At 76.6% G+C, this 23,351-nt stretch carries 18 protein-coding genes; 4 read left to right on the top strand and 14 right to left on the bottom strand.

Annotation, left to right across the window (positions count from 1 at the left end; genetic code table 11):
- Positions 1-223 precede the first annotated feature (223 nt).
- Positions 224-1,372: a hypothetical protein gene (locus tag AC0VX6_RS18955; RefSeq protein ID WP_475465463.1), complete on the top strand. Its 1,149-nt coding sequence runs from the start codon at positions 224-226 to the stop codon at positions 1,370-1,372.
- Positions 1,373-1,446: 74 nt separating this feature from the next.
- On the opposite strand, the gene AC0VX6_RS18960 is transcribed toward AC0VX6_RS18955, so the two are convergent.
- The 6 genes from AC0VX6_RS18960 to AC0VX6_RS18985 all read right to left on the bottom strand — a co-directional run bounded on the left by AC0VX6_RS18960 (position 1,447) and on the right by AC0VX6_RS18985 (position 10,575).
- Positions 1,447-3,660: a TIGR03986 family type III CRISPR-associated RAMP protein gene (locus AC0VX6_RS18960; RefSeq protein ID WP_475465464.1), complete on the bottom strand. Its 2,214-nt coding sequence runs from the start codon at positions 3,658-3,660 to the stop codon at positions 1,447-1,449.
- Positions 3,654-4,409, bottom strand: a complete 756-nt coding sequence (locus tag AC0VX6_RS18965; RefSeq protein ID WP_475465466.1) for a hypothetical protein — start codon at positions 4,407-4,409, stop codon at positions 3,654-3,656. Before AC0VX6_RS18965 ends, AC0VX6_RS18960 begins: the two co-directional genes overlap by 7 nt.
- The gene (locus tag AC0VX6_RS18970; RefSeq protein ID WP_274973997.1) at positions 4,406-6,031 is read right to left on the bottom strand and encodes an RAMP superfamily CRISPR-associated protein; all 1,626 of its coding nucleotides are present in this window, start codon (positions 6,029-6,031) and stop codon (positions 4,406-4,408) included. The genes AC0VX6_RS18965 and AC0VX6_RS18970 overlap by 4 nt, the downstream gene beginning before the upstream one ends.
- Entirely contained in the window at positions 6,028-7,812 is a 1,785-nt protein-coding gene (locus AC0VX6_RS18975) for a hypothetical protein (RefSeq protein ID WP_475465468.1), read from the bottom strand. The genes AC0VX6_RS18970 and AC0VX6_RS18975 overlap by 4 nt, the downstream gene beginning before the upstream one ends.
- A 136-nt stretch (positions 7,813-7,948) precedes the next feature.
- Positions 7,949-8,632: a hypothetical protein gene (locus AC0VX6_RS18980; RefSeq protein WP_274973999.1), complete on the bottom strand. Its 684-nt coding sequence runs from the start codon at positions 8,630-8,632 to the stop codon at positions 7,949-7,951.
- A complete protein-coding gene (locus tag AC0VX6_RS18985) occupies positions 8,629-10,575 on the bottom strand; it encodes a hypothetical protein (RefSeq protein WP_475465469.1) in 1,947 nt (648 codons plus the stop codon). Before AC0VX6_RS18985 ends, AC0VX6_RS18980 begins: the two co-directional genes overlap by 4 nt.
- Positions 10,576-10,869: 294 nt before the next feature.
- Here AC0VX6_RS18985 and AC0VX6_RS18990 point away from each other — a divergent pair, with 294 nt between their 5' ends.
- A complete protein-coding gene (locus AC0VX6_RS18990) occupies positions 10,870-11,049 on the top strand; it encodes a hypothetical protein (RefSeq protein WP_274974001.1) in 180 nt (59 codons plus the stop codon).
- Positions 11,050-11,155: 106 nt separating this feature from the next.
- On the opposite strand, the gene AC0VX6_RS18995 is transcribed toward AC0VX6_RS18990, so the two are convergent.
- Together AC0VX6_RS18995 and AC0VX6_RS19000 are read right to left on the bottom strand one after the other, a co-directional pair.
- Positions 11,156-12,091, bottom strand: coding sequence for a CRISPR system precrRNA processing endoribonuclease RAMP protein Cas6 (locus AC0VX6_RS18995; protein WP_274978187.1), 936 nt, complete (start codon positions 12,089-12,091; stop codon positions 11,156-11,158).
- A 257-nt stretch (positions 12,092-12,348) separates the two neighbouring features.
- On the bottom strand, positions 12,349-12,888 hold the full coding sequence (locus AC0VX6_RS19000; protein WP_274974002.1) for a DUF1697 domain-containing protein: 540 nt from the start codon (positions 12,886-12,888) through the stop codon (positions 12,349-12,351).
- A 231-nt stretch (positions 12,889-13,119) separates the two neighbouring features.
- Between AC0VX6_RS19000 and AC0VX6_RS19005 the strand changes: the two genes are divergently transcribed.
- Positions 13,120-14,136 carry a hypothetical protein gene (locus AC0VX6_RS19005; RefSeq protein ID WP_475465472.1) on the top strand — a complete coding sequence of 339 codons (1,017 nt, stop codon included), beginning with the start codon at positions 13,120-13,122 and terminating at the stop codon, positions 14,134-14,136.
- A gap of 42 nt (positions 14,137-14,178) precedes the next feature.
- Here the strand turns inward: AC0VX6_RS19005 and AC0VX6_RS19010 are convergent, their stop codons facing one another.
- Both AC0VX6_RS19010 and AC0VX6_RS19015 read right to left on the bottom strand, forming a co-directional pair.
- Positions 14,179-16,023 carry a solute symporter family protein gene (locus AC0VX6_RS19010; RefSeq protein ID WP_274974004.1) on the bottom strand — a complete coding sequence of 615 codons (1,845 nt, stop codon included), beginning with the start codon at positions 16,021-16,023 and terminating at the stop codon, positions 14,179-14,181.
- Positions 16,020-16,466, bottom strand: a complete 447-nt coding sequence (locus AC0VX6_RS19015; protein ID WP_274974005.1) for a DUF485 domain-containing protein — start codon at positions 16,464-16,466, stop codon at positions 16,020-16,022. Before AC0VX6_RS19015 ends, AC0VX6_RS19010 begins: the two co-directional genes overlap by 4 nt.
- Positions 16,467-16,986: 520 nt before the next feature.
- Here AC0VX6_RS19015 and AC0VX6_RS19020 point away from each other — a divergent pair.
- Positions 16,987-17,262: an Lsr2 family protein gene (locus AC0VX6_RS19020; RefSeq protein WP_013154013.1), complete on the top strand. Its 276-nt coding sequence runs from the start codon at positions 16,987-16,989 to the stop codon at positions 17,260-17,262.
- A 360-nt stretch (positions 17,263-17,622) separates the two neighbouring features.
- Here the strand turns inward: AC0VX6_RS19020 and hutI are convergent, their stop codons facing one another.
- The 4 genes from hutI to hutU all read right to left on the bottom strand — a co-directional run bounded on the left by hutI (position 17,623) and on the right by hutU (position 23,337).
- Positions 17,623-18,828: an imidazolonepropionase gene (hutI, locus tag AC0VX6_RS19025; RefSeq protein WP_274974006.1), complete on the bottom strand. Its 1,206-nt coding sequence runs from the start codon at positions 18,826-18,828 to the stop codon at positions 17,623-17,625.
- Positions 18,825-20,303: a formimidoylglutamate deiminase gene (locus AC0VX6_RS19030; RefSeq protein WP_475465474.1), complete on the bottom strand. Its 1,479-nt coding sequence runs from the start codon at positions 20,301-20,303 to the stop codon at positions 18,825-18,827. The genes hutI and AC0VX6_RS19030 overlap by 4 nt, the downstream gene beginning before the upstream one ends.
- The gene (locus AC0VX6_RS19035; RefSeq protein ID WP_475465475.1) at positions 20,300-21,586 is read right to left on the bottom strand and encodes an allantoate amidohydrolase; all 1,287 of its coding nucleotides are present in this window, start codon (positions 21,584-21,586) and stop codon (positions 20,300-20,302) included. Before AC0VX6_RS19035 ends, AC0VX6_RS19030 begins: the two co-directional genes overlap by 4 nt.
- Positions 21,587-21,660: 74 nt before the next feature.
- Positions 21,661-23,337, bottom strand: coding sequence for a urocanate hydratase (gene hutU / locus AC0VX6_RS19040; RefSeq protein ID WP_274974009.1), 1,677 nt, complete (start codon positions 23,335-23,337; stop codon positions 21,661-21,663).
- Positions 23,338-23,351 lie beyond the last annotated feature (14 nt).

A 23,351-nucleotide genomic window follows, 5' to 3' on the forward strand; every position in this document is an offset into this window, starting at 1 on the left:
TACTGAGCCCATTGTTACTGGTATCCATTTTGTACACGTTTATAGGAATTCACACTGCTTGGCACAGGGGCCCGACAATTGACATTTCCCTCTCGGCGGGCCTAATTTGGTAGGTGACCTCCCGTTGACGCGGGGGTGTCACCTGAGGTCTCGCGTTCTCTCACGCGCTTTCCCGGAGGGCTGGGGAAGCGTCCCGGCCCCGGACCACCGGGGAGAAGAGTTCGTGAGCACGCACCACTGCTCCGCCTGGGAGTTGTTCGGCTCCGCCGCCTTCCTGCGCGCCTTCACGCGCGTCCTGGGGTGCGGGCCGTGCTCCGCGGACGGAACCGCGCAGGGCTGCTCGGGTCACTCCGAACAGTTCGGCGACTATGTCGACCTGTGCGCCGAGCACTGCCCGTGCCCGGTGCACGGAGGCGACCCCGAGGGCGTCGTCGCCGTGCGCATGCGCCGCGCCGTGCCCGACGGCACCGCCGTCGACCGCACCGCCGCGCACCGGCTGCGCGACGCCCTGGACGACGTGCGCCGCGACCGCTCCTACAAGAACCTGCGCCGCGTATACCCGCAGGCCTCCTCCGACGGCCGGGTGCGCTGCGCGTTCTCCGAGCGCCCGCGCCGCTGGGCGCAGCGCCGCGACGTGGCCCGGGTCGCCGCGGACGTGGTCGACCAGGAGGCGTTGGCCATGCTGGTGCTCACCGCGGGCTGGGGCAACCCCGCCGCCGACCTGCCCGAGGACGTGCACCCGGGCGAGGCGGTCTCCTTCACCGAGGACGGCAGCGCCGTGCCCGTCGCCGACCTGCGCGGACGCGCGCTGACCGCGTCCGGGGAACCGCCCATGGTCTCCACCGGCACCGGCGACTACCTGCTGCGCAAGCTGGCCGAACTGGCCTCCGGGCGCGACGCGGACGCGGGACGCACCCCCGACCAGCGGCGCCGCCTGCTGCTGCGCGGCCTGCTGCCCGGCATGAGCGGCGAGGACGTCGCCCGCAGGCTCACCGGCGTGCTGGGCCGGATGGCGGTGGACATGCCCCTCCACTTCCGGCTGGTGCAGCGGGCGCGGGGGCGGGCGCGCAGCGCGCCCTACTCCCCCGTCCCCGACGCCCCCGAACCCGAGGGGGACGCCTCGTGCCGCCGCGAGGTGCTGGACGCGTCGGAGCGCGCCTGGCTGGAGCGCACCGCCCGGGAGCTGACGGCGCGGGCCCAGGAGGCACGGGAGGAGTTCGAGGCCGACCCCCCGGGCGCGCTCGACGCCCTGCTGTGCGCGCTGCTGGAGCAGGAGCCCGCCCCGGCGCTGTGGTCGGGGGCCCAGGAGGACCCCGACCTGCGCGCGGACCTGCTGGAGGCGCTGGCCGACGCCGTCGACGGAAGCCCGTGAGGGGACGCGCTCACCCGGCGGCCCCCGCGAAGAGGACGGACGGGGCGGCCACGGGCGCGCCTCCGCGCGGTGCCTCACCCGGCTCCGGGCCTTTCTGCGCCGCGGAACCGCCGGGTGAGCGGGGGCAGCACCGGGTACTCGGCGAACTCGCGCAGCGACATCACCGCGGTCGCCTCCCAGGGCAGGCGGCCGCGCCACCGGCTGGCCAGGCACACGTCCACCGCCTGGTCCACCTCCCGCCAGCGCCCGGGCGCCGGCTCGCCCGGCAGGCGCCTGGCCGCCAGGGCGGCGCCGAACGCGTCCAGGAACCCCCGGACCCGCTCCCGCCCGGCGCGCACGACCCCGGCGCCCGGGTCCAGGGACAGCGCGCGGGCGCGCCGGTCCACCAGGTACAGCTCCGGGCGCAGGTGGACGCTGCCCATGCCCAGCGACTTGCCCATGCCGATCTTGTGCGCGTGCTCGGGGTCGGCGGGGTCGCCCCCGTCCACGGGGTTGTCCAGCAGCAGGGCGCGCAGTAGCGCACCGAGTTCGCCGTCGGTGAGGTTGGTGAAGGTGATGCGTGAACGAAAGGTGAGACCGTCGCGGAGGGGGACGACGTCGCGCTGGGTGTCGCGGGGCGGTTCGGGCCGGGACCCCGGCGCCAGCACCGTCAGCCCCAGCTCCTCCTGGGTTCGGGCGTCGTAGCGCACCGGTCCACCCGGGGCGGCGCGGTGCCGGTGCAGGTACACCTTGTACCCGCCCAGCCGCACCAGGCCCTCGTGCGACCACGTGATGATGTCGGGCCGGTCCCCCGAGGCGGCGTCGGGCCCCTGGAGCAGGTAGTTGGCGAAGCAGCCGCGCTGGGGCGAGAGCAGTTGCACGCGCAGGGCCGCGCCGTCGGGGTAGTCCGGGTCGGGGTCGGTGCTCAGCGCGCTGCCGAAGGACACCCGGCCCTTGGACGCCCCCGCCTCGCCCGCGAAGGTGTCGGTGTCGCCGAACAGGGCCCGGCACACGTCCACCGTGCGTCCCGCCCGGGCGGCCCTCTCCGGGTCGCCGTGCTGGGGGCCCAGGACGGGCGCGGGCAGGGCCCGGCGGACCGGGTTGTCGTCGCTGACGGCGATGCGGTAGCCGCCGGAGCGGCCGAAGGAGACCACCGCCCCGGACGCGTCGAGGTCGAACCAGACCGGTTCGAGCCCGCGCCGGGGCAGGCCCCCTCCGCCGGTCCCGGCGACCGGTTCGCGCACGGGGTCGGCCGCGCCCGTGCCCAGGGTGTCGGGGAAGGCGGCGCGCTGGTAGCCGGTGACCTGCTCGGCCGACTCGAACAGCTCCACCATGGCGTCCGGGACGGGCAGTCGTGCGCCCAGGTCGGCGGGCCGGGGGAAGAGGTAGGCGTTGCGGCGCTCGCCCGCGGCGACCCCGGTCAGGACCACCAGGGCCCGTACCACCCCTCCCCCGCCCGGGCCGCGGGTGCCCCCGGCGCGGGCGTCCAGGTAGGCGCGGGCCTCCTCCCCGGTGGGTGCGACGGCGGCCACGCGCCGTTCCCCGGGCAGGTGGACGGCGTGCACCCACCGGTACTGGAGGCGTCCGTGCTGTTCGTGGGTGGTGGGGACGTAGGCGTTGCTCCTGGGCGGGTCGGGGAAGTCGTCCACGCCGAAGTCCCAGGTGCGCAGGCTCTCGCGCAGGACCGTGAAGGGCACCTTGAGCGCCTGGCCGGGCTCGCCCGACAGGGCGGTGGCGGGGACCTCGACCACGTACCAGCGCCCGTCGGGCGGCGAGTGGAACAGGAACCCCTGCTTGGTGCGCAGCCCGGACCGGCGCCTGCGGTACTGGGAGTGCTGGTGGGCCATGACCCTGCGGGCGCGCGCGGACAGGGCGCTGTCGGCGCTGTCGGGGTCGATGCGCACGGGCGCGCGGAAGAACAGCATCGGGGTGTTGACCGGGCCGGTCTCGCCGCTGGTGAGCATGCGCACGGTGTTGCGGACCAGGCCGCGCAGGGTCGAGCCGGGAACGGCGGGCAGGTGGCGGTCGCCGTGCGGGAAGCGGGTGGAGGCGTTCACGCGTCCGCGTTCGAGGGTCTGGCCCACGAAGGTGGGGGTGAGCGTGGTCAGGGTCAGGTCGATCCACCCCGAGTGGGTGCCCGCCACGGTGCGGTCGTGGCTGCGCAGCAGATCGTCGGTGGGGAGACCGCCGTGCAGGTCGGCGGCGGGCACGGGGGTGTCGGCGATCCTGACCAGGCCGTAGGGCGCGGTGGCGTGGAACCGTCCCGCCCGCGGGCGCGGTGCGCCGCCGCACGCACCGGGGCTCACCACGGCCGTCCCCCGCGCCGGATCTCGTCGCCGGTGCCCGCGTCGAACTCGGGTCCGGTCGGCTTGACCCCCGACCGCATCCCGGTGAGCCGGTGGAAGGCCACGCCCACCGCGCCGGTGGCGGGGTCCTGCGCCCAGTACTCGCGCACCGTCAGCCAGGTGCCCGTGCTCTCCAGGGCGGTCCCGGCGCCGGGCACGGGGCGCAGGCGGCCGGAGAAGTCGGTCCACGCCACCGGGAGCACCGCCTGTGTGCCGGAGGGCTCCCGCGTCACCGATAGGGGACCCGCACCGTCCGGGACGCGGCTGGAGGGGGGGCCGTTCCAGCCCTGGAGGAGGAGGGAGCGCTCACGCGGGCGCAGCTCCTCGGGGAGGTCGCCGGGGGCGTCCGCGCTGATCCACCCGGCCTCGGCGCCCTCCCCGAGCCGGATCTGCGCGTGCGCACCGAACACCAGGACCTCCAGGACGCGCCAGCGGTCGGCGGGGCCCGGGGGCGCGGCCGACAGGTGGGCGGTGGGCGGCTGGTCCGAGCGGTGCCACCGCGCTCCCGGGCAGGCGCCGGTGACGCGGCCGTCGCCGAGTTCGGCGAGCAGCCACTGCGGCCGGTCCGGTGCGCCGGGCACGCCCGGAACGCCGGTGTCGAGCAGGCGGCAGCGGAGACCGCGGACGAAGACGTCGTCGAGGACTCCGTCGACCTGCGCGGCGGTCAGGCGGCGCACGGCCAGGCCGTGCGGGCGCGGGGGCTCGTGGTTCACCGGGGCTCCTCCGTCGTGGGCGCGGGGGCGAGCGCGGCGCGCAGGGCGGCCAGCCAGCCGCGGGCGGTGGCCGCGTCGTCGCTGTCGGGTGTGAACAGGGCGGTGATCAGGTCCACCGTGTCCGGCGGCCCCCCGCCCGGGGGGTGGGTGGTCAGGAGGGCGCGGGTGGCGGTCAGGCGCCCGTTCCCGGTTCCGGCGCCCGCGCCGAGGGTGTCGAAGGGTACCGTGGCCAGCTCCCGCACGAGGAGGGCGAGCAGGCCGCGGACGGCGTCGTCGGGCTCGCGCACGTCCAGGACCGCCTCGGCGCTGCCGCCGCAGTGCAGGTCGGTGGTGAACAGGCGGCCGTCCACGGCGTCGCCGAAGAGGGAGTCCACGGTCAGCCGGGTGGCGGTCAGGGGTGCTCCGCCGGTGAGCACGGGGACGGTGCGCAGCCGGATCCGGGCGGGGCGCGGGAGGCCGCGCCGGTCGGTGTCGGCGCCCCACCAGTGGTCGTGCCAGTCGCGCCACCGGTCCGGCCCGGCGCCCAGGTGTTCGGCCGCGTCCCGGACCAGTCGGCCGCCGACCCTCTTGAACAGGGCGAACAGCGCGGTGTCGCCCAGGACCGGGGCGGGCTGGACGGCGGCCTTGTCCGGATCGGTGACGGCGGGGCGGTGGCGGTGCGCCCGGTCCGCCTCGCCCAGGCGTTCGGGGGCGGGGACGTCGCCGACCATGAGCAGGCCGGGCCTGGGTTCGCGCGGCGGCGGGGCGGTGGGGTCGGGCTGCTCGGCGACGGCCAGGGTCAGGTGGAGTTCGGTGCGGTGGCGGCGGTCGGGCCGGTGCGCACGGGCGAGCGCGTGCGCGGCGGTGGCCCCGCGCCCGCAGGCGCGCAGGGCCTCGGTCAGGGCGGTGGCCAGGTCGGCGGGGGCGTCGGCGAGCGCGTCGGCGCCCTCCTCCCAGCGCCGGGCCCAGGAGCGCGCGTGGTAGGCGAACCAGCCGCGCTCGTCGGTGAGGTCGTGGCGGCGCGCCGACCAGTGGGTGGCGCGGACAGCGCCGTAGCCGCGGCCGGTGCGCGCGCCCACGCGGACGCCGGGCCCGGACCCGTCGGGGCCGGAGAGCCCGTCGCAGGCCAGGAGCAGCAGGGTGAGCAGGCGGGCCTCGTCGGCCGGCGCGGGGACGTGCAGGCGCAGGTGGGCGGTGAAAACGGTGCCCGCGGGCAGGATCTCCCATCGCCATGTTCGGCCCGGCCGGACGGTGCTTGCGGCCGGGTCCACCCGGGTGCCGGTGCGGACCGCGACGGCGGTGTCCTCGGGGAGTTCGGCGCGGGCGTCGTCCACGTCCAGCGCGCTCGCGGCGGCCCCCTCCCCGCCCGGCGCGGCCTCGGACTCCGCCGATCCGGTGAGGGCGCGGACGTCGTCGGGGTCGCCCGTGCGGGCCGCGAGTTCGTGGCGCAGCAGCCCGGCCAGGGTGGTGGCGCGCAGGCGGGGCGCGCCGGTGAGCGGATCGCGGTCCACGTGCAGGTCCACGTCGTTTCCGGTGGCGTGGCGGGGCCTGGCCCGGGCCGCCCCGACGTGGGTGTCGGAGAGCAGGCACAGCCGCAGGGTGACCTCCCACAGCAGCCCGGGCGGGGCTGGCTCGCCGCTCACCCGGGGCCTCCCCCGCCGGGTCGTCCCCCGTCCTGCTCGGCGCGCGGCGGGCGGGCGGCCTCGGCCAGCCAGGAGGAGACCAGGACCAGGGAGAGGCGTGCGGCGGCTCGGCGCTCCCAGTCGCGGGCGCGGGCGGACAGGCCTTGGCCGCCGGGGGGCAGGCCGTCGGGCAGGGAGAGGTCCACGGCGGAGACGGCCCGGGTGTAGGCGGGGCTGTGCACGGGGTGGGGCCGGTTGTCCCTCCACCATGCCTCGGCTCCGCCGGACAGGTCCGCCAGCCAGGACCGGACGCTGACGGGGTGGTCGTGGCCCGGACGGACCAGGCGGGCCCGGTCCAGGGCGCGGGCGGCCCGGTCGTGCAGGACCTTGTGGGCGCCCGCCGTGCCCGTGTGGCCGGGGGCGCGGCCGCGGACGGTGCGTTCGAGGGCGGCCAGGGCGTCCTCGGGGGTGGAGTGGGGGTGGGCGGCGACCTCGCGCAGGCGGCCCGACAGGCCGGGGGTGAGCGGGGCTAGCAGGCGGGCGGAGCCGCGGGCCAGGGCACGGGCGTGGTCGCGGACGGGCTGGACGGCGGCGTTCCACAGGAGCGCGTCGTACAGGGCGCGCAGCTGGTCGTCCTCCTCGGGGAGGGGCGCCGCGGCGGGGACGGCGCGGCCGTCGGGGAGGGCGACGGTGCCCGGCGGGCGGCACGCGAGGGGTTCGGCCAGCGGGGCGAGGGGTTCGGGGCCGGGAGGGGGCGGGTGGAGCAGGGTGAACTGGCCGTGGCCGTCCACGACCCGTTCGCCCAGGGGGTGCGCCTCCAGGTCGCGGACCCGCTCGGTGTCCAGGTCGCGGTCCAGGACCAGGCGGACCACAGCACCGGGGCGGGCGGCCCAGCGCTGGGCCATGGGGCCGTGGTAGCCGCGGTGGTAGGCGCCGACGAGCCCGGCCTCGGCGTGGTCGGCGAGGACGCGCGCCCGGGCGCCGGGCAGGCGCCGGGCCAGGAGGTCGAGCACGGCGGGCACCAGGTGCGCCGGGCGGTACTGGCCGTCGTCGCCCACCAGCAGCGCCGGGGAGAGCAGGAGCAGGTCGAAGGGGGACCCGGCGGCCCAGGAGCGGGGGCCCGAGGGTTCGACGCGGTCGGGTGACAGGAGGCGGTCGGGGTCGGCGGGTGCCACGCGGACGCCGCCGTGGGCCCGGGTGCCCCCGGAGCCGAGGGTGAGGGTGCCGTCGGCCCGGGCCAGGAAGGCGACGAGGCGTTCGGCGAGCTCGCGCAGGGCGGCGCGGTCGGGGGCGCGCAGCTGCCAGCGGGCCTCGAAGACCTGGCCGGGGTCGATGCTGGTGGTGAGGAAGGGCACGCCCCGGGGCGCGTCGCCGGTGCGGGGGCGGCCGAGGTACTGCTCGGCGGTGGTGCGTACGGCGGCGCGCAGGGAGCGGTCCGGGGTGAGGGGGTCGCGGACCGCGCGGTAGGGCGTGGCCGGGTCGGTGGGGCCGAAGGCGTCGACGGTGGTGTCGCCGTCCTTGCCCGGCGTGTACAGGTGGGCGGGGGCGGGGTGGGCGGCCCCGGTTTCCAGAAGGGGGTGGGCGGGGGCGAAGCGGACCTGTTCGCCGCGGACCACCCAGTCGTGGAGTTCGCGGTCGAGGCCGGCGCGCCGCAGCGCGGCGGCGAGCATGCCGCGCTGGGCGCGGCCGCTGACGGAGTGCTCGGAGTCCACGCGCAGCGGGTCGAAGGAGGTGCGCACGGCGAGGGTGCCGGTCAGGACGTAGCGCAGCGGAAGGTAGCCGCTCACCGCGAGCCCGCTCACGTGCCCGCCTCCGTGTCCCGGTGCGGTCCGGTGCCGCGCCGTGGCGTCCGCGCCGGCACCGGATCCGCGCCCGCGACGGTGTTCCCCGCCGGAGGGGCGGTGGGGCCGGGCGTCGCCGTGCCGGGGGAACGGAGTCTCATGGGGGTGTACCTTCCCGTTCCCGGCCGCCGTTCACGGGCGCGGCCAGGCCCAGGGTCACCTCGTGCGGGTCGCCTCCCCCGGCCCCGGCCAGGCGCACGTCCACCCGGCCCCGGCCGCGCGTGCCCCTGGACCCGATGCGGGTGGTGGCCAGGCAGGAGCGGGCCAGCAGCCGCCAGTGCTCCTCCCCCGGCGGGGAGGCCCAGGTCAGCGCGGCGGTGAGGGTCAGGCCCGGCAGGAGCGCCCGGTGCGTGCGCAGGCGGCCCGGCTCGGGCGCGCCGTCCGGACCCACCGCGATGCCCGACTCCAGGGTCGTGTAGGCGTCGGTGACCGCGCGGCGCAGGGTGGAGCGCAACGGCTCGGCCCGACCGGCGAGCGCGCGGGCGACCGCGGCGCGCACCCCGTCGCCCAGGACGGCGTGTCCCAGCCGCAGCATCCGGTCCGCGCCGTGCGAACCCCCGCGGCCGAAGACCTCGTCGCAGGCCCCGGCCAGGCCGGGCGCCACCGCCAGGGCGCTGACCGCGCCGGCGCGCAGCCGCGCGGCGAGGCGGTGGCGGGGCAGGTAGGGCAGGCCGTGCTCGTCGGTGACCACGTCGGTGTCGGCGCCCGTGCCGTCCGCGCTGGCGCCGGCGAACAGGGCGGGGGAGGCCAGGTGCACGGTGAGGCGGTCCGGGAGGCTCACCGGAACGCGCCCCGCGGACGGGCCGCCCCGGTACGCGGGCCCTGGCTCCCCGCCCGCCGCTGGGGGCGGTGGGGGTCGAGGACCGCCGCCAGCCCGGGGTCCAGGTGCAGGTCCATCACCTCGACCGCGTCGAGCAGGCCGCCGGGCGTCCAGTCGCGGGGCAGGTCGACGGGCCCGCCCTTCGCGTGGGCGCGGCGGGCGAGTTCGGGCCCCGGGTCGGCGCCCGACTCCAGCAGGGGGGCCAGCGAGGAGACCAGCCAGCCCCGCTGTCGGGTGTCCCCGTCGGCGAGCAGGCTGCCCGGGGCGGTCGCGGACAGGTACCGGTCCAGGAAGCGGGCGAACCCGGTTCCGGTCAGGGGCTGGGCGGTGCGCGGCACGGGCGCCCCGCGGGCCCGGTCCAGGCGGCGCAGCACCCGTCCGACGCCGTCGAGGCGCGTCGTCCAGGCCACGGCGTGCTCGTCGCCCGCTCCGGGGTCGGCTTCTGCGGCCTGGAGGCGGTGCTGTTTGGCGCGGCGGCACATCGCCTCGCACAGGTCGTAGCCCAGCGACAGCGGGGCGCCCACCGGCTGCACGGCCACGCCCACCCCGACCGTGGGCACGAACGTGGTGTGCGCCGCGCCGCCCGGCGCGACCACGGTGCGTCCGCCGCCGGGGCGGTCGCCGTGGGCCTCGGCGAGCGCGCGGTGCAGTCCCACCCGGGGGTCGCGGTCGTCGCCGACGCGCTCGGGGTCGGCGTCCAGCCAGTCGAGGGCGTAGCGCACCAGGCTGAGGGCGAGCCGGGCGTCGCACAGCACGGTCAGGTCGTCTCCGGCGACCACGACGGGGCGGACCGGCAGGGACACGGGTCCGGGCGGCTCGTGGTGCAGGGTGATCGGCGCGGCGGCGCCGGTGCCCGGGATGAGGGGGCGCCGGCCGGGTCCGGCGTGGACGGTGGCCGCCACCGCGCGCACCAGGACGCGGGCCAGCCCCTCGGTGAGTCCGGCGATGCGGGTGGACAGGCGGCGCTGGGCGAAGGCGCCCGAACCGGGCACGGCAGGGTCACCCGCGCGTTCGCGGTACTCGCCCAGGAGCGCGCCCAGGCCGTTGACGTCGATGTGGACGACCGCGACGCGGCTGAGGCCGCCGTGGTCGCGGCCCAGGCGGTCCACCTCCATCGGCAGCGTCAGGGCGGGGGCTCCGTCGGCGGTGACGGCGTCGGCCAGCCAGTCGCGGCTGTGGGCGCGGTGCCAGCGGCGGCCGATCCCCCGGGCCCGGGCGACGTCGGCGGCCACCCTCTCGTGCACGTCGGGGTGGTCGTCCTGGGCGCGGCTGCTGTCCACCGACTCGGCGGGGCCGCCGCTGACCGAGCACACGGCGGTGATCCCGTACCCGTGGGCGGGGGTGTGCAGGGCCGACATGTGCCGCCGCGCCTCCCGCAGCCGTGCCGGGAGCAGGGCCAGCGCCTCGTCCACCCCGGCGGCCGCCGCCGTGTCGGCGTCCGGCGCGCGGTCGGCCCCCGGGGCCCCGGTCGCGTTCGTGCGCTCCGGCGCGGCGCCGCCCGGGCCCCCGGCCCCGGGACCGTAGGCCACGTGCGCCACCACGGGGGTCAGTTCACCGGCGCGGTCGCGCAGCCTGCGGGTGTAGCGGGCGGTGAACCCGCGCGCCGAGGCCGTGTCGGGGAAGACCGCGGTGAGCGCCCCTCCGGCGTCGCGCAGCACCGCGCAGTCCGGCGGCACGAGGTCGGCGATCCCGTGCTCGGTGTCGGAGGTGTCGGTCAGCTCCGCGACGAGGGCGGCGCGCCCCACCGCGTCCAGGATGCGCCGACCGCTGTAGACGTAGGCCTGGATGCCGCGCAGGTCGACACCGACCACCACACCGCTGGACGGCGTTCCCCCCGGGCGCGTCGGGGCACCGGGGGGCCGGTGCTGCTCGGGGGCGAAGGTCACCGTGTCGGGCTCCTCCATCGGCGGGACGTGCGGGAACGCGGCGCCGCCGTGCGGCGCCTGCTCACCTCTCTCGGACGGTGCCGCACGACGCACCGGATACCAAGCGATACCAGTCCGGGTCCGCGGGGCCGCGCCCCGCCCCGGCACGACGCACCCGCTCCCGGGACGCCGCGCCGTCCGGCCCGGGCCCGGGGGCCTCCTCCCGCGGGTCCCTCCGCCCGGGCGCGCGGCGCTGTCCGAGAGAGCACCCCGGGAACGCGGCGCTGTCCGAGAGAGCTGAGTGCACACCGCCCCGGTACGGAAGGTTCCCCGATGGCACCGCACACGTCCGAGACGATCGCGCCGCCAGGGCGCGACGCGTCCGTCCCCGCCGCCGCGAGCGGCGCGCCGCTCACCCCCCAGGACCTCGTGCCGCACCTGCGCGGCCTGGCCCGCGCCCTGCGCGACCGGGGCGCGGACCGGGCCGGGCGGGAGCGCGCCCCCTCGCCGTGAGCGCACGCCGCCAGCTCCCGCCCCCGTCCACGGGGCGGGAGCCGGCGACCGGACCGGGCGCCGGTGCGGTCACCGGCCCCGACCGGCGGGGATGCTCCTGTGGACGTCAGTCGAACAGGGCGCCCCCGAACTCCTCCTCGGCGACGGCGTGCGCCCGGGGCTCACCCAGGCGGGCGCGCCTGGGCACCCGGTGCGGGGTCCGCCGGGGGCGCTGGGCGGGCACCCGGGCGGACGGCTGGTCGCTGGTCACCGTGTCCACCCGCACGGAGCCGAAGCCCTGGGCGGTGTACTTGCCCGCTCCGGTCAGCTCCAGCAGTTCCAGGAGGGTGGCGAAGGCGTCGGCGTGGCGGCGCTCGCCCCCGGCCAGGTCCAGCCGCAGCCCTCCGTGCCAGCCGAGCACGGTGCGGTTGTCGGCGTGCTGGTGCTCGGCCAGCCGCACCTCCTCGCCGGGCAGGGGCTCGCGGCGCACCCGGGCCAGTCCGCCGAACACCAGCTCCAGCCAGGGCTCGGCCAGGGCGGGCGGCGCGAACCGGGCCACCGCGCCCACGGCCCCGCTGCCGCCGACGATCCCGCCTCCCGAACGGTGCACCGCGCCGAAGAGGCGCCGCGGGGTGGGCCAGATGTGCGGAATACGCTCACCGGCGGCGTCCCGCGTGGTCATGACGACGGGGGTGCGGCTGCGCACCTCGGCCGAGCGCACCGCGGACGGGCCGCGCGGCTCGGTGAGCATCTGGCCGTAGGTGCGGTCGAAGGTGCGGGTGACCGAGAGGGGCACCAGCAGGTGGTCGCCGATGCGCTGGGGGTCGCCGACCAGCTCCTCCGGTGCGAGCGGGGGCGGGATGTCGTCGTCCAGCCAGGTGAGCGTCCAGTGGTGCAGACGGTCGCCCAGGGGCGAGGGCCACCCGTTCATGGCCCACCGCTTGGCGGCGGCGTGCTCCTCCGGGGACTGGGGCCACCAGCGGTTGAGCAGTCCGTGGCAGTCCTCGGGCCGGATCGGCCGCGCCGTGTCCGCCAGATCTCGCAGGATCACGGTCCACCGCATCGGCACGGGCACCACCCCTTCACTCGGTCGCGGCGGCGGGCACACGCCGCCGAGGACTCCTCTCGGACAGTGCCGGGCCCTGTCCACGGCCTCGCGTTCCCACGGGCACCGCCCTCCGTACCGGGACCGGGGCCGCCCGTGGACAACCGCTTCCGACCACCGGACGCGTACACGGTCCCCGCGGACGGGGTCACGGCCCTGCGTGCGGGCGCCGAGTGCGCCGGGTCTTCGGACGCGCACGGCCGTGGGTCCCCGGTTCAGCCCTCGGCCATCTCCAGCAGGCGCAGCACCGTGCGCCAGTTGCGGCCCGTCACCGTCCCGTCGACGTGCCGGGCCACGAGGTCGGGGAGTCTGGCGTGTCTGAGCCCCAGCTCGTGGTGGGTGTAGACCTGCTCGCCCACCACCGCCAGGCGCTCGCGCGGGTGGGCGGACGGGTCGAGCGCGGCCAGTGCGGCGGCGTCCACGGCGCCGGAGCAGAACAGGACGAGGAACTTGGCGGGGTCGGGGACGGGGAGGGGATTGGCCTGCACCGCGGCGCGCATCTGCCCGGCGGTGCGCACCACGGTCGGCACGTCGAGCCCGAGTTCGGCGTCGACGGCCTCCCGCACCCGCCGGGCCACGGCGTCGGGTCGCGTCCCCTCGGCGCTGAACACCGCGTTGCCGCTCCGGAGGTGGGTGGCCACGTCGCCGTAGCCGAGCCCGGCGAGCAGGGAGCGCAGGTCGGCCATGGCGACGCGGCGGTGCGCGCCGAGATTGATTCCGCGCAGCAGCGCGACGTACCTGGTCATGCCCGCCATTGTGCCGAGACGGCGAAGGGGCGCACAAGCGTTCGATCGCGGTTGTGGACAACCCGCGGCGACGCGTCCGACGACCGGTCTCCGCTCCGGGGAGCCGGCGCGCGGGCCCCGCGGCCTTCCGGACCGGTCCGCGGGCCCCGGCGGGCGCCGCGGGTGCGTACGCTGGCACGCGTAGGCGCGGCTCCCTGGCCGCCGCGCAGACGTGAACCGCACCACGACCCCGGAGACGCCGTGCCGCGCCTGAGCCACACCTTCGACATCACCGCAGTGGACAGGGAGGTGGTCGAGCGCATCGTCGCCGCCCTGCACGAGGTCGCGCGCAGCTGCCGTTTCGACGGCCGGGGCTGGCTGCTGACCCCCGACGCGCCGACCCGGGCCCGCCTGGACCGGCGGGCCGACGAACTCGGGCTGCTCGACGGCGAGGAGGCCGAGCGGTTGCGCGAGGAGCAGCGCCGCGCCGCCGAGGAGCTGCGCGGGGGCGGCGCCGACACACCGGCCGAGGCCGACGAGCTGGCCGTGGCCGCCAGCGAACCCTCCCTCCAGCTGCAGCGGGGGCGCCACCTCGCCCCCCGCAGCCACTACCTCATCGCCGAACTGTCCCCCGAGGGCGTCCCCGTGGACCCCGCCGACGACGAGGAGAAGGGCTGGAGCGGCACGGGCGTGACCCTCACCTCCTGGGACGAGGCGGGCACCGCCTCGGCCGAGTTCGCGATGCCCGACACCGTCGGCACGCAGGAGGCCCCCGTGACGTGGGGGACCGTCACCCACGACGCCCCCGCCGGGCTGCTCACCTGGAACGCGCGGGTGCGGCTGCCCGGACGCGGCGCCTGGCTGCGGTCGGCCGAGGGCACCCTGGAGGTGGACACGGGCGCCTGGTACGAGGCCCTCGCGCGGGGCCGGGACACCCCTCCCGCCCGGGTGCGGGCCACCCACTCCCTGGCCCGGGTCAGCGCCTGGCTGTCCCCTTCGGTCTCCGCCGACGGCCGCTGGGCGGTGGAGGCCGTGCTCGACGTGCGCGGCCGGGGCGTGTTCCGCCCGGTGGTGGCGGCGGCCTTCTGGGCGGTCACCGCCTCCTTCCGCAGGGAGGACCGGCGCACGGCCCGTCAGGGAGGCGGCGAGCCGACCACGCGGGAGCGCCTGGACCAGACCGCCCGCGCCTGGGACCGCGTCGCCCGCAACGCGCCCCGAATCCCGGAGCTGCTGCGCGAGGTGGCCCGGGCCATGGCCGAGGCGCCCGCCAGAGACTGACTCCCCCGCCCTCCCCCGGCGCTCCCGGCCCCGGCCCGCTGGTCAGTCCCGCTCGGCGCCCCACCCGGTCAGGGAGCGCACCCGCAGCTCGGTGAAGCGCGCGGTGTCGCGCTCCGGCGAGAGCAGGCTGCCCACGACCGCGCACGCGAAGCCGAACGGCACCGCCAGCAGCGCCGGGTTCTCCATCGGGAAGAGCTGGATGTCGATCCAGGCGGGCAGCACCGACAGGTTCTCCCCCGTGACGGGGTCGGTCCTGCCCGACATCACCGGCGACAGCAGCATGAGCAGCAGGGTGGCGGACAGCCCGCCGTAGACGCCCCACTCCACGCCCCTGGTGTTGAAGCGGCGCCAGAACATGGTGAGCACGATGACCGGCAGGTTGGCCGCGGCCGCGATGGCGAAGGCCAGCCCCACCAGGAAGGCCACGTTCATGTCCTGGGCCCGCACGGCCAGCACGATGGCCACGGCGCCGACCAGGCAGGCGGAGAGGCGCGCCACACCCACCTCCTGCGACTCCCGGGGCCTGCCCCACATGAGGATGTGGCCGAACAGGTCGTGCGCGATCGAGGAGGACGAGGCCAGGGTGAGACTGGCGATGACTGCGAGGATGGTGGCCAGCGCGACCGCCGAGATCAGCGCGAGCAGCACGGCCGCGCCCGCCGGACCGGCGGTCAGCCGCCCCACCTCCTCGGCGAGCATCGGCACCGCGGTGTTGCCCGAGGGGTCCGCGGCCGCGATGCGCTCGGAGCCGACCAGCGCCGCGGCGCCGAAGCCCAGGGCCAGCGTCATGAGGTAGAAGGCCCCGACCATGACGATCGTGCGGTTGACCGACGAGCGCGCCGCCCGACCGTCGGGCACGGTGTAGAAGCGGACGAGGATGTGCGGCAGCGCGACCGTGCCCAGCACCAGGGCCAGCCCGAGGCTGATGAGGTCGAGTTTGTTGAACAGGGTCCGGGCGGGGTCGCCGGAGATCTCCACCCCGAAGCGCAGCCCCGGTTCGAGGAAGGCCTGCCCGTGCCCGCTGGCCTCGGCGGCCCCGTCGAGCAGGGCGCGCGGGTCGAAGGCGAACAGGGCCAGCACCAGGGCGGTGAGCAGTCCGGTGGCGGCCAGCAGCGCGACCGCCTTGATGATCTGGAGCCAGGTGGCCGCCTTCATGCCGCCGTACATGACGTAGACGATCATGAGCACGCCCACGAGCACGATCACGCCCGTGCGGGCCTGCTCGGCGCCCATCCCCAGGAAGGTCCCGCCGTCGTGCAGGCCCAGCAGGACCGCGACCAGGGCTCCGGCGCCGACCATCTGCGCGACCAGGTAGAACACGCACACGGTGACGGTGGAGACGGTGCAGGCCAGGCGCACCCGCATCCGGCGCATGCGGAAGGCGGGCAGGTCGGCCATGGTGAAGCGACCGGTGTTGCGCACCAGCTGGGCCATCGGCAGCACCAGCAGCCAGGCGACCAGGAAGCCGATGGAGTACAGGAAGCCGTCGTAGCCCTGGAGGGAGATCATCCCGGCGATGCCCAGGAAGGAGGCCGCAGACAGGTAGTCGCCGGTCAGGGCGAGCCCGTTCTGGGTGCTGGAGAAGCCGCGCCCGCCCGCGTAGAAGTCGACCGCGCCGCGGGTGGTGCGCCCGGCGCGGAAGGTGACGGCGAGGGTGACCAGGACGAACAGGGCGCACAGGCCCACCGTCCAGGCGTGCGCGACGCCGAACTCGCCCCCCAGCGCGCCGCCCAGGGCGTCCAGGGGGTCGGCGGCCACGGACGGCCCGGTGGACGCGGAAAGTGCTTCGGCGGCGGGCGTTTCGGTGACCGCTGCCACTCCTGCGGCCACCGCGGCGGTGCCGTTCCCCGTGACGGCACCGCCCGCGGCCGCTGCGGCGGCGCTCATCGGCCCGCCGCCGTCCCGTCGGCGGCCTCCCCGCCGCGGGCCTCCTCGCGGATCTCCTGCGTGAGGGGGTCGATGGAGCACTCGGAGAAACGGCCGAACGCCCAGGCGAGGGCGAACACCCACAGGAACTGTCCGATTCCCATGGCCAGTGCCACGTTCACCGAATCCGTGAGCGGCCTGCTCATGAAATCGCGCGCGTAGGCGGAGAGCAGAAGATAGGACAGGTAACCGAGCAGGAATGCCGATACCAGCAGCCCCGACTGGAGCGCGAACCGCCTTCGGAGTTTCACGAAACGCGGATCGACCGACACGCGTTCGCAGGTACGCGTGCGTTCGGCCCTCGCGCGCCGCCGCTCCGCCGCGGACGCGGTTCCCCCCGGTCGCGGCGCCTGCCCCCGGACACCGACACGCCCTCTGTGGACACCCTCCATGTACTCGACCACGGCCCTCCCCCTGCTCCCTCTCTCCGGACGCCGCTCCCCCACGGCGTCCGCCGTTCCCCGTGTACGCGACGCGGGCGCCGCCACGGGTCCGCCCGGAGGGAACGGCCGAACACGGCGCTTTCCCCCGGATGGGGCAATACCCTAGCGATGCGCCCGGCGCCGTGTTCGCCAAACGCACAAATCGGTTTCCGGCAATGGCGCGAAAGCGTTTCGAGAAACGGACAAAGAGCTGGAAGACAAACACGCGGTGCCATAACGTCCGCCCCGCCGCGGCCTCCGCTCCGCCGCGCGCACGGCGGAGGGCACGCCCGCGGACGCCGCGCCCGCCCGCGCGGACCCCCTGGTCACCCCGGGCACGCCCGCCGGACACGGGCGCACGCGCCCCCGAATCTTCGCTAGGCTTCGGGGCGACCCCGAACCCGTGACGGCACATCCGGCGTGCAGCCGGCTTGCGCTTTCGTACAGGTGTATGATTAATGGGTCCGCTCTGTTCACGCGATACCGAAGGGAAATCCCCGCCGTGGTCACCGAGGTCTTCACGCTCAAGTACTGCGATCCCCACGCCGTCAGCGAGGAGAAGGTCGAGGCGACTGAGGTCATCCAGTTCGCCTGGGAGGGTGTCGTCCGCGAGGTCGACGCGTGCGCCGACTGCTTCAAGGAGCACGAGGCCCGTCTGGAGCCCCTCGTCGACTACTCGCGTCCGGTGAAGAAGCGCCGCGTCACCAAGAAGGCCGCGTCCTCCTCCTCCGCGCCCGCCGAGGGCTCCGACGACTCCGCGGACGACGAGTCGAACTAGCCAGCGTCCCCGGGCGCGGGTCCGCGCCCTCGGGAACGGCCTCATCGCGTCAACCGCGAGCGGGGGCCGACGACACCCCCCAGTGATCGTCGGCCCCCGCGTTCTGTGTGCGGCCCCGGGCGGGAGCCGCGTGCCCGGTCCCGGCCCGTGGGCCGCCCCGGCACGCCCCGGGTTCACCGCGGACTTCCTCGAAGGGAGCGTGGGCCGGTGCCCCACCGCCGCGGAACGACGCTGTACCGCGGCGGCGGACACGCACCGACGTGCATCCAGGTTCGGCGCCGCGGGTTTCGGGGAGGTTAGCCGTTCGTTGAGTTCGCAAAGACGTTGGATGACCCGCTCGTCACACCGTGCACTTCACGCTCAGGGGCGGCCCGAGACCAGCTCCCCGTCCTTCCAGACCGCCGCGACCTGGGGGACCCCCGGCCGGTAGGCGAGGTAGAGGTGGTTGGGCGCGTCCAGCAGCACCAGGTCGGCGCGCGCGCCGGGGGCCAGGTGGCCGACGTCGGTGCGGCGCAGCGCCCGCGCCCCTCCCGCGGTGGCCGCCCACACCGCCTCGTCGGGGGTCATGCCCATGTCGCGGACGGCGACCGCGACGCAGAAGGCCAGGCTGGAGGTGAAGCACGAACCCGGGTTGCAGTCGCTGGCCAGGGCGACCATGGCCCCGGCGTCGATGAGCGCGCGGGCGTCCGGGTAGGGCTGGCGGGTGGAGAAGTCCACCCCGGGCAGCAGGGTGGCGACCGTGGGCTCGGGGCGCGCGGCCGCCTGGACCAGGGCGTCCACGTCCCCGGGCTCCAGGTGGGTGCAGTGGTCGACCGAGGCGGCGCCCAGTTCGACCGCCAGGCGCACGCCCGGCCCCGGCCCGAGCTGGTTGCCGTGCACGCGGGGCAGCAGCCCGCGCTCCATCCCGGCGGTCAGGACCCGGCGGGAGGCGTCCTCGTCGAAGGCACCGCGCTCGCAGAAGACGTCGATCCACCGGGCGTGCGGCGCGCAGGCGTCCAGCATGGGGCCCGTGACCAGGTCGACGTAGCCCCGGGGATCGTCGGCGTACTCGGGGGCGACCACGTGCGCGCCCAGGAAGGTGACCTCGTCGGTGACGCGGGCGGCCGCGGCCAGGCAGCGTTCCTCGTCGGCGACGGTGAGCCCGTACCCGGACTTGACCTCCAGGGTGGTGGTGCCCTGGTCACGGGCTTCGCGGAGCAGGCGCCGGGCGCCCGCGAGCAGGTCGGCGTCGGAGGCCTCGCGCGTGGCGGCCACGGTGGTGCGGATGCCGCCCGCCGAGTAGGGCCGACCGCTCATCCGGGCGGCGAACTCGCGGCTGCGGTCGCCCGCGAAGACGATGTGGGAGTGGCTGTCGACGAACCCGGGGATGACGCAGCGCCCGGCGGCGTCGATCCGCGCGTCGGCGGCGGGCGCCTGGGCGCGCGGGCCCGACCAGGCCACCCGGCCGTCCTCGACGACCAGGGCGGCGTCGGTGACCTCCCCCACGGCGCCTCTGCCGCGGGAGGGGTCGTTGGTGACGAGGGTGGCGATGCCGTCGATGACGATGCTGCGGGGCACGTCGCTCACGTGAGGACCTCCTTGATGACGGTGTCGAGTTCGCGCGCGGTGTCGGGGACCAGGGTGTGGACGCCGTCGCGGACGGTCCAGCGCCCGTCGGCCATCACGTGCCGCACGTCGGCGGCGGTGGCGGCGAAGACGACGGCGTCGGCGGCCCGGGCGGGGTCGGCCCCGGCCAGGCGGGTCCCGTCCAGGGGGACGTTGACCAGGTCGGCCCGCGCCCCCGGGGCCAGGACACCGGCGTCGGGCGCCTCCCGCTGGGGTTCCTGTGGTCGGCCTCCGCGAAGTACAGGATCTTCGGAACCGCCCGGGGTCGCTGAACCGGACATCATGGAGGGGACGACGGCCCCGAGTTCGCGGGTCCAGCCGAGGCTGGCGTGTCCGTGCGCGGTGGCGGCGCGCAGCAGCGCCCCGGCGCCCAGGGTGCCCCGGCGGTGGGTGCGCAGGCGCTCGTGGAGTTCGACCGCCCGGGCCTCCTCGAACACGTCCGTCATCACGTGCTGGTCGGTGCCCAGGCTGAGCGGGGCGGGCAGCAGGTCGCCGGTGCGCGGCAGGCCGTCGGCCAGGTCGCGTTCGGTCGTGGGACACAGGCACACCGTGGACCCGGCCGCGCGGACGGCCGCCACGTCGGCGTCGTCCAGGTGGGTGGCGTGCACCAGGCTCGTGCGCGCGGTGAGCGCGCCCGCGTCGGCGAGCACCGCCGTGGGGGTGCGGCCGTAGGCGGCCAGACAGGCGGCGTTCTCGGCGGGCTGCTCGGAGACGTGGACGTGCAGCACGGCGTCGCGCCTGGCGGCGAACGCGGCGACCCCGGACAGCTGCGCGGCGGGGACGGCGCGCACCGAGTGGGCGGCCGCTCCCGTGCGCGCGTGCCCGCTCCCGGGGCGGAACGCGGCGGCGCGCTCGGCCCACCCGTCCGCGTCCCCGTCGCCGAAGCGCAACTGGGGGCCGGTGAGCGGCTGGTGGACGCCGTTCCCGTCCAGCCCGCCGGACAGGTAGCACACGTCCAACAGGGTGATCCGGATCCCCGCGTCGGCCGCGGCGGCGGCCAGGGCGTGGCCCATGGCGTTGGGGTCGGCGTAGCGGACCCCGCCGGGTGCGTGGTGCAGGTAGTGGAACTCGCCCACGCAGGTGATCCCGGCCAGGGCCATCTCGGCGTAGACCGCCCGGGCGAGGCGGTGGTAGGTGTCGGGGTCCAGCCGCTCCGCCACGCGGTACATCGTCTCGCGCCAGGTCCAGAAGGAGCCGCCACCGGCGTGGGTGCGCCCCCGCAGCGCCCGGTGGAAGGCGTGCGAGTGGGCGTTGGCGAGCCCGGGCAGGGTGAGGCCGGTGAGGGTCTCGGCGTCCCCGGGGCGCGGCGTCGCGGCCGTCACCGAGGTGATCCGGCCGTCGGCCACCTCCACGAGCACGCCGTGCTCGGGGGCGCCGTCCTCGGCGCCGGTCCACGCCCACTCGCACCACAGGCGGTGGTCGCGCGGCGGCCTCACCGCTCCCCTTCCCGGACGGGGCGGGCGAGCAGGTCCTGGAGCACGTCGGCCAGGGCGAGCACCCCGGCGTGGCAGTCCTCGGGGCGGACCCACTCCTCGGGTGAGTGCGACACCCCGGTCGGGTTGCGCACGTACAGCATCGCGGTGGGCACGTGCGCGGCGAGCACCCCGGCGTCGTGCCCGGCCCCGGTCGGCAGCACCGGGACCCGGGGGTCGGGGGCGCGGTCGGCGACCACCGCGGCCAGGCGGTCGCGCAGGCCGTGCGCGAACGACACCAGCGGGGTCAGCGACTCGTTGGCGGTCGCGCAGTCCACCCCGTGCTCGCGCGAGGCCCGCTCGGCGGCCCCGCGCACCCCGGCCACGACCGCGCCGAGCGCGGCCTCGTCGGCGGCGCGGGCGTCCAGCCAGGCGCTGACCCGGGACGGGATCGCGTTCGTGCCGTTGGGGTCGACCAGGGCCCTGGCCACGGTGGCGCGGGCGTCGTGCTCCTCGGCCAGCGCGCGGGCCGCCAGGATCGTGTGCGCGAAGGGAAGCATGGGGTCGCTGCGGTCGTCCAGGCGGGTGGTGCCCGCGTGGTCGGCGCGGCCGGTGAAGTCCATCCGCCAGCGTCCGTGCGGCCAGATCGCGCTTGCCACGCCCACCGGGTGGGCGGTCTGCTCCAGGGCGCGGCCCTGCTCCACGTGCAGTTCCACGAACACGTCCAGGTCCGCCAGGGCCCCGGGGTCGGCGCCGATCGCGTCGGGGTCGTGCCCGGCGGCCTCCATGGCCCGGGCCCAGGTGGTCCCGGAGGCGTCGGTGAGGCCGCGCGCCCGCTCGGGGGAGATCTCCCCGGCCGTCAGGCGGCTGCCCAGGCAGGGGACGCCGAACCGGCCGCCCTCCTCCTCGGCGAACACCGTGACGGCCAGCGGGCGGGCCGGGGCCAGTCCGCGCTCGCGCAGCACGTCCACGGCGGCTAGGGCGCTGGCCACGCCGAGGGGCCCGTCGAAGGCCCCGCCGTCGGGGACCGAGTCCAGGTGGGAGCCGGTGGCCACCGCGCCCGGGCCGGGCTCGCCCCACCAGGCCCACAGGTTGCCGTTGCGGTCGGTGCGCACGTCCAGGTTCCGGGCTGCGGCGGCCTCGGTGAACCAGGCGCGGGCGTCGGCGTCGGCGCTGTTCCAGGCGTGGCGGCGGTAGCCGCCGCTGCCCGGGTCGCGGCCCACGGATACCAGGTCGGCCCACAGGAGGTCGAAGGCCCCGGGGTCGGGGTCGGGGTCGGGGTCGGGGTCGGTGGAATGGTCGCTCACAGGGCGTTTCCCCACGTCGGAACGGATGGTCGTACGCGCGGCCGGGGCGCCCTCGGCGGGCGCCCCGGCGCGGTTCAGTCCCCTTCGCGCATCGGAACGCGGATGCCGTGCTCACGGGCGACGCGCCCGGCCTCGTCGTACCCGGCGTCCACGTGGCGGATGACGCCCGTGGCGGGGTCGTTGGTGAGCACCCGTTCCAGCTTGGCGGCGGCCAGGTCGGTGCCGTCGGCGACGCTGACCTGCCCGGCGTGCAGCGAGCGGCCCATGCCCACTCCCCCGCCGTGGTGGATGGACACCCACGAGGCGCCGGAGGAGGTGTTGACCAGGGCGTTGAGCAGCGGCCAGTCGGCGATGGCGTCGGAGCCGTCCAGCATCCCCTCGGTCTCGCGGTAGGGGGAGGCCACCGAGCCGGTGTCCAGGTGGTCGCGGCCGATGGCCAGCGGCGCGCGGACCTCGCCGGAGGACACCAGTTCGTTGAAGCGCGCCCCTGCGGCGGCCCGCTCGCCCTGGCCGAGCCAGCAGATGCGGGCGGGCAGCCCCTGGAAGGCGACCCGCTCCCCCGCCATGCGGATCCACCGGGCCAGGTGCTCGTTGTCGGGGAACAGGTCCAGGACGGCCCGGTCGGTGCGGGCGATGTCGGCGGGGTCGCCCGACAGCGCCGCCCATCGGAACGGCCCCTTCCCCTCGCAGAACAGGGGCCGGATGTAGGCGGGGACGAACCCGGGGAAGTCGAAGGCGCGGGCGAAGCCGCCGCTGCGGGCCTCGTCGCGGATGGAGTTACCGTAGTCGAAGACCTCGGCGCCCGCGTCCTGGAAGCCCACCATGGCCTCCACGTGCGCGGCCATGGACTCGCGGGCCCGGTCGGTGAACTCCTCGGGCCCGGCGGCGGCCAGGTCCCTCCAGTCCTCGAAGGCCACCCCGGCGGGCAGGTAGGCGAGGGGGTCGTGGGCGGAGGTCTGGTCGGTGACCACGTCGATCGGGGCGCCGCGCGAGAGCAGTTCGGGCAGGACCTCGGCGGCGTTGCCGAGCACCCCGACCGACAGCGGGCGGCGCTCGTCGCGCGCCCGCACGGCCAGTTCCAGGGCGTGGTCGAGGCTGTCGGCGCGCACGTCCAGGTAGCGGTGCCTGATGCGGCGTTCGATGCGTCCGGGGTCGCACTCGACCACGATCGCGACGCCGTCGTTCATGGTCACGGCCAGCGGCTGGGCGCCGCCCATGCCGCCGAGTCCGGCGGTGAGGGTGATGGTTCCGGCCAGGGTTCCGCCACTGTGCCTGCCCGAACCGCTCAGCTTGGCGGCCACGGCGGCGAAGGTCTCGTAGGTGCCCTGGAGGATGCCCTGGGTGCCGATGTAGATCCACGAACCGGCGGTCATCTGCCCGTACATGGTCAGGCCCTGCGCCTCCAGGCGGCGGAACTCGGGCCAGTTCGCCCAGTCCCCCACCAGGTTGCTGTTGGCGATGAGCACGCGGGGCGCCCACTCGTGGGTGCGCATGACGCCGACCGGACGGCCGGACTGCACGAGCAGGGTCTCGTCGCCCTCCAGGTCGCGCAGGGCGGCGGTGATGCGGTCGAAGCTGCGCCAGTCGCGCGCCGCCCTGCCCGTGCCGCCGTAGACCACCAGCTCCTCGGGGCGTTCGGCGACCTCGGGGTCGAGGTTGTTGTGGAACATGCGCAGGGCGGCCTCCTGCTGCCACCCCTTCGCGGACAGGGTGGTGCCGCGCGCGGCACGGACGGTACGTGGACTGCTCACACGGTCTCCTCGCG

This window comes from Nocardiopsis sp. iso_25 (assembly GCF_056173305.1).

Coding starts and splice junctions, on each gene's coding strand:
- AC0VX6_RS18995 (WP_274978187.1), bottom strand. CDS start 12,091: ATGCGGTGGACCGTGATCCTGCGAGATCTGGCGGACACGGCGCGGCCG.
- AC0VX6_RS18985 (WP_475465469.1), bottom strand. CDS start 10,575: ATGGAGGAGCCCGACACGGTGACCTTCGCCCCCGAGCAGCACCGGCCC.
- AC0VX6_RS19000 (WP_274974002.1), bottom strand. CDS start 12,888: ATGGCGGGCATGACCAGGTACGTCGCGCTGCTGCGCGGAATCAATCTC.
- AC0VX6_RS18990 (WP_274974001.1), top strand. CDS start 10,870: ATGGCACCGCACACGTCCGAGACGATCGCGCCGCCAGGGCGCGACGCG.
- AC0VX6_RS19010 (WP_274974004.1), bottom strand. CDS start 16,023: ATGAGCGCCGCCGCAGCGGCCGCGGGCGGTGCCGTCACGGGGAACGGC.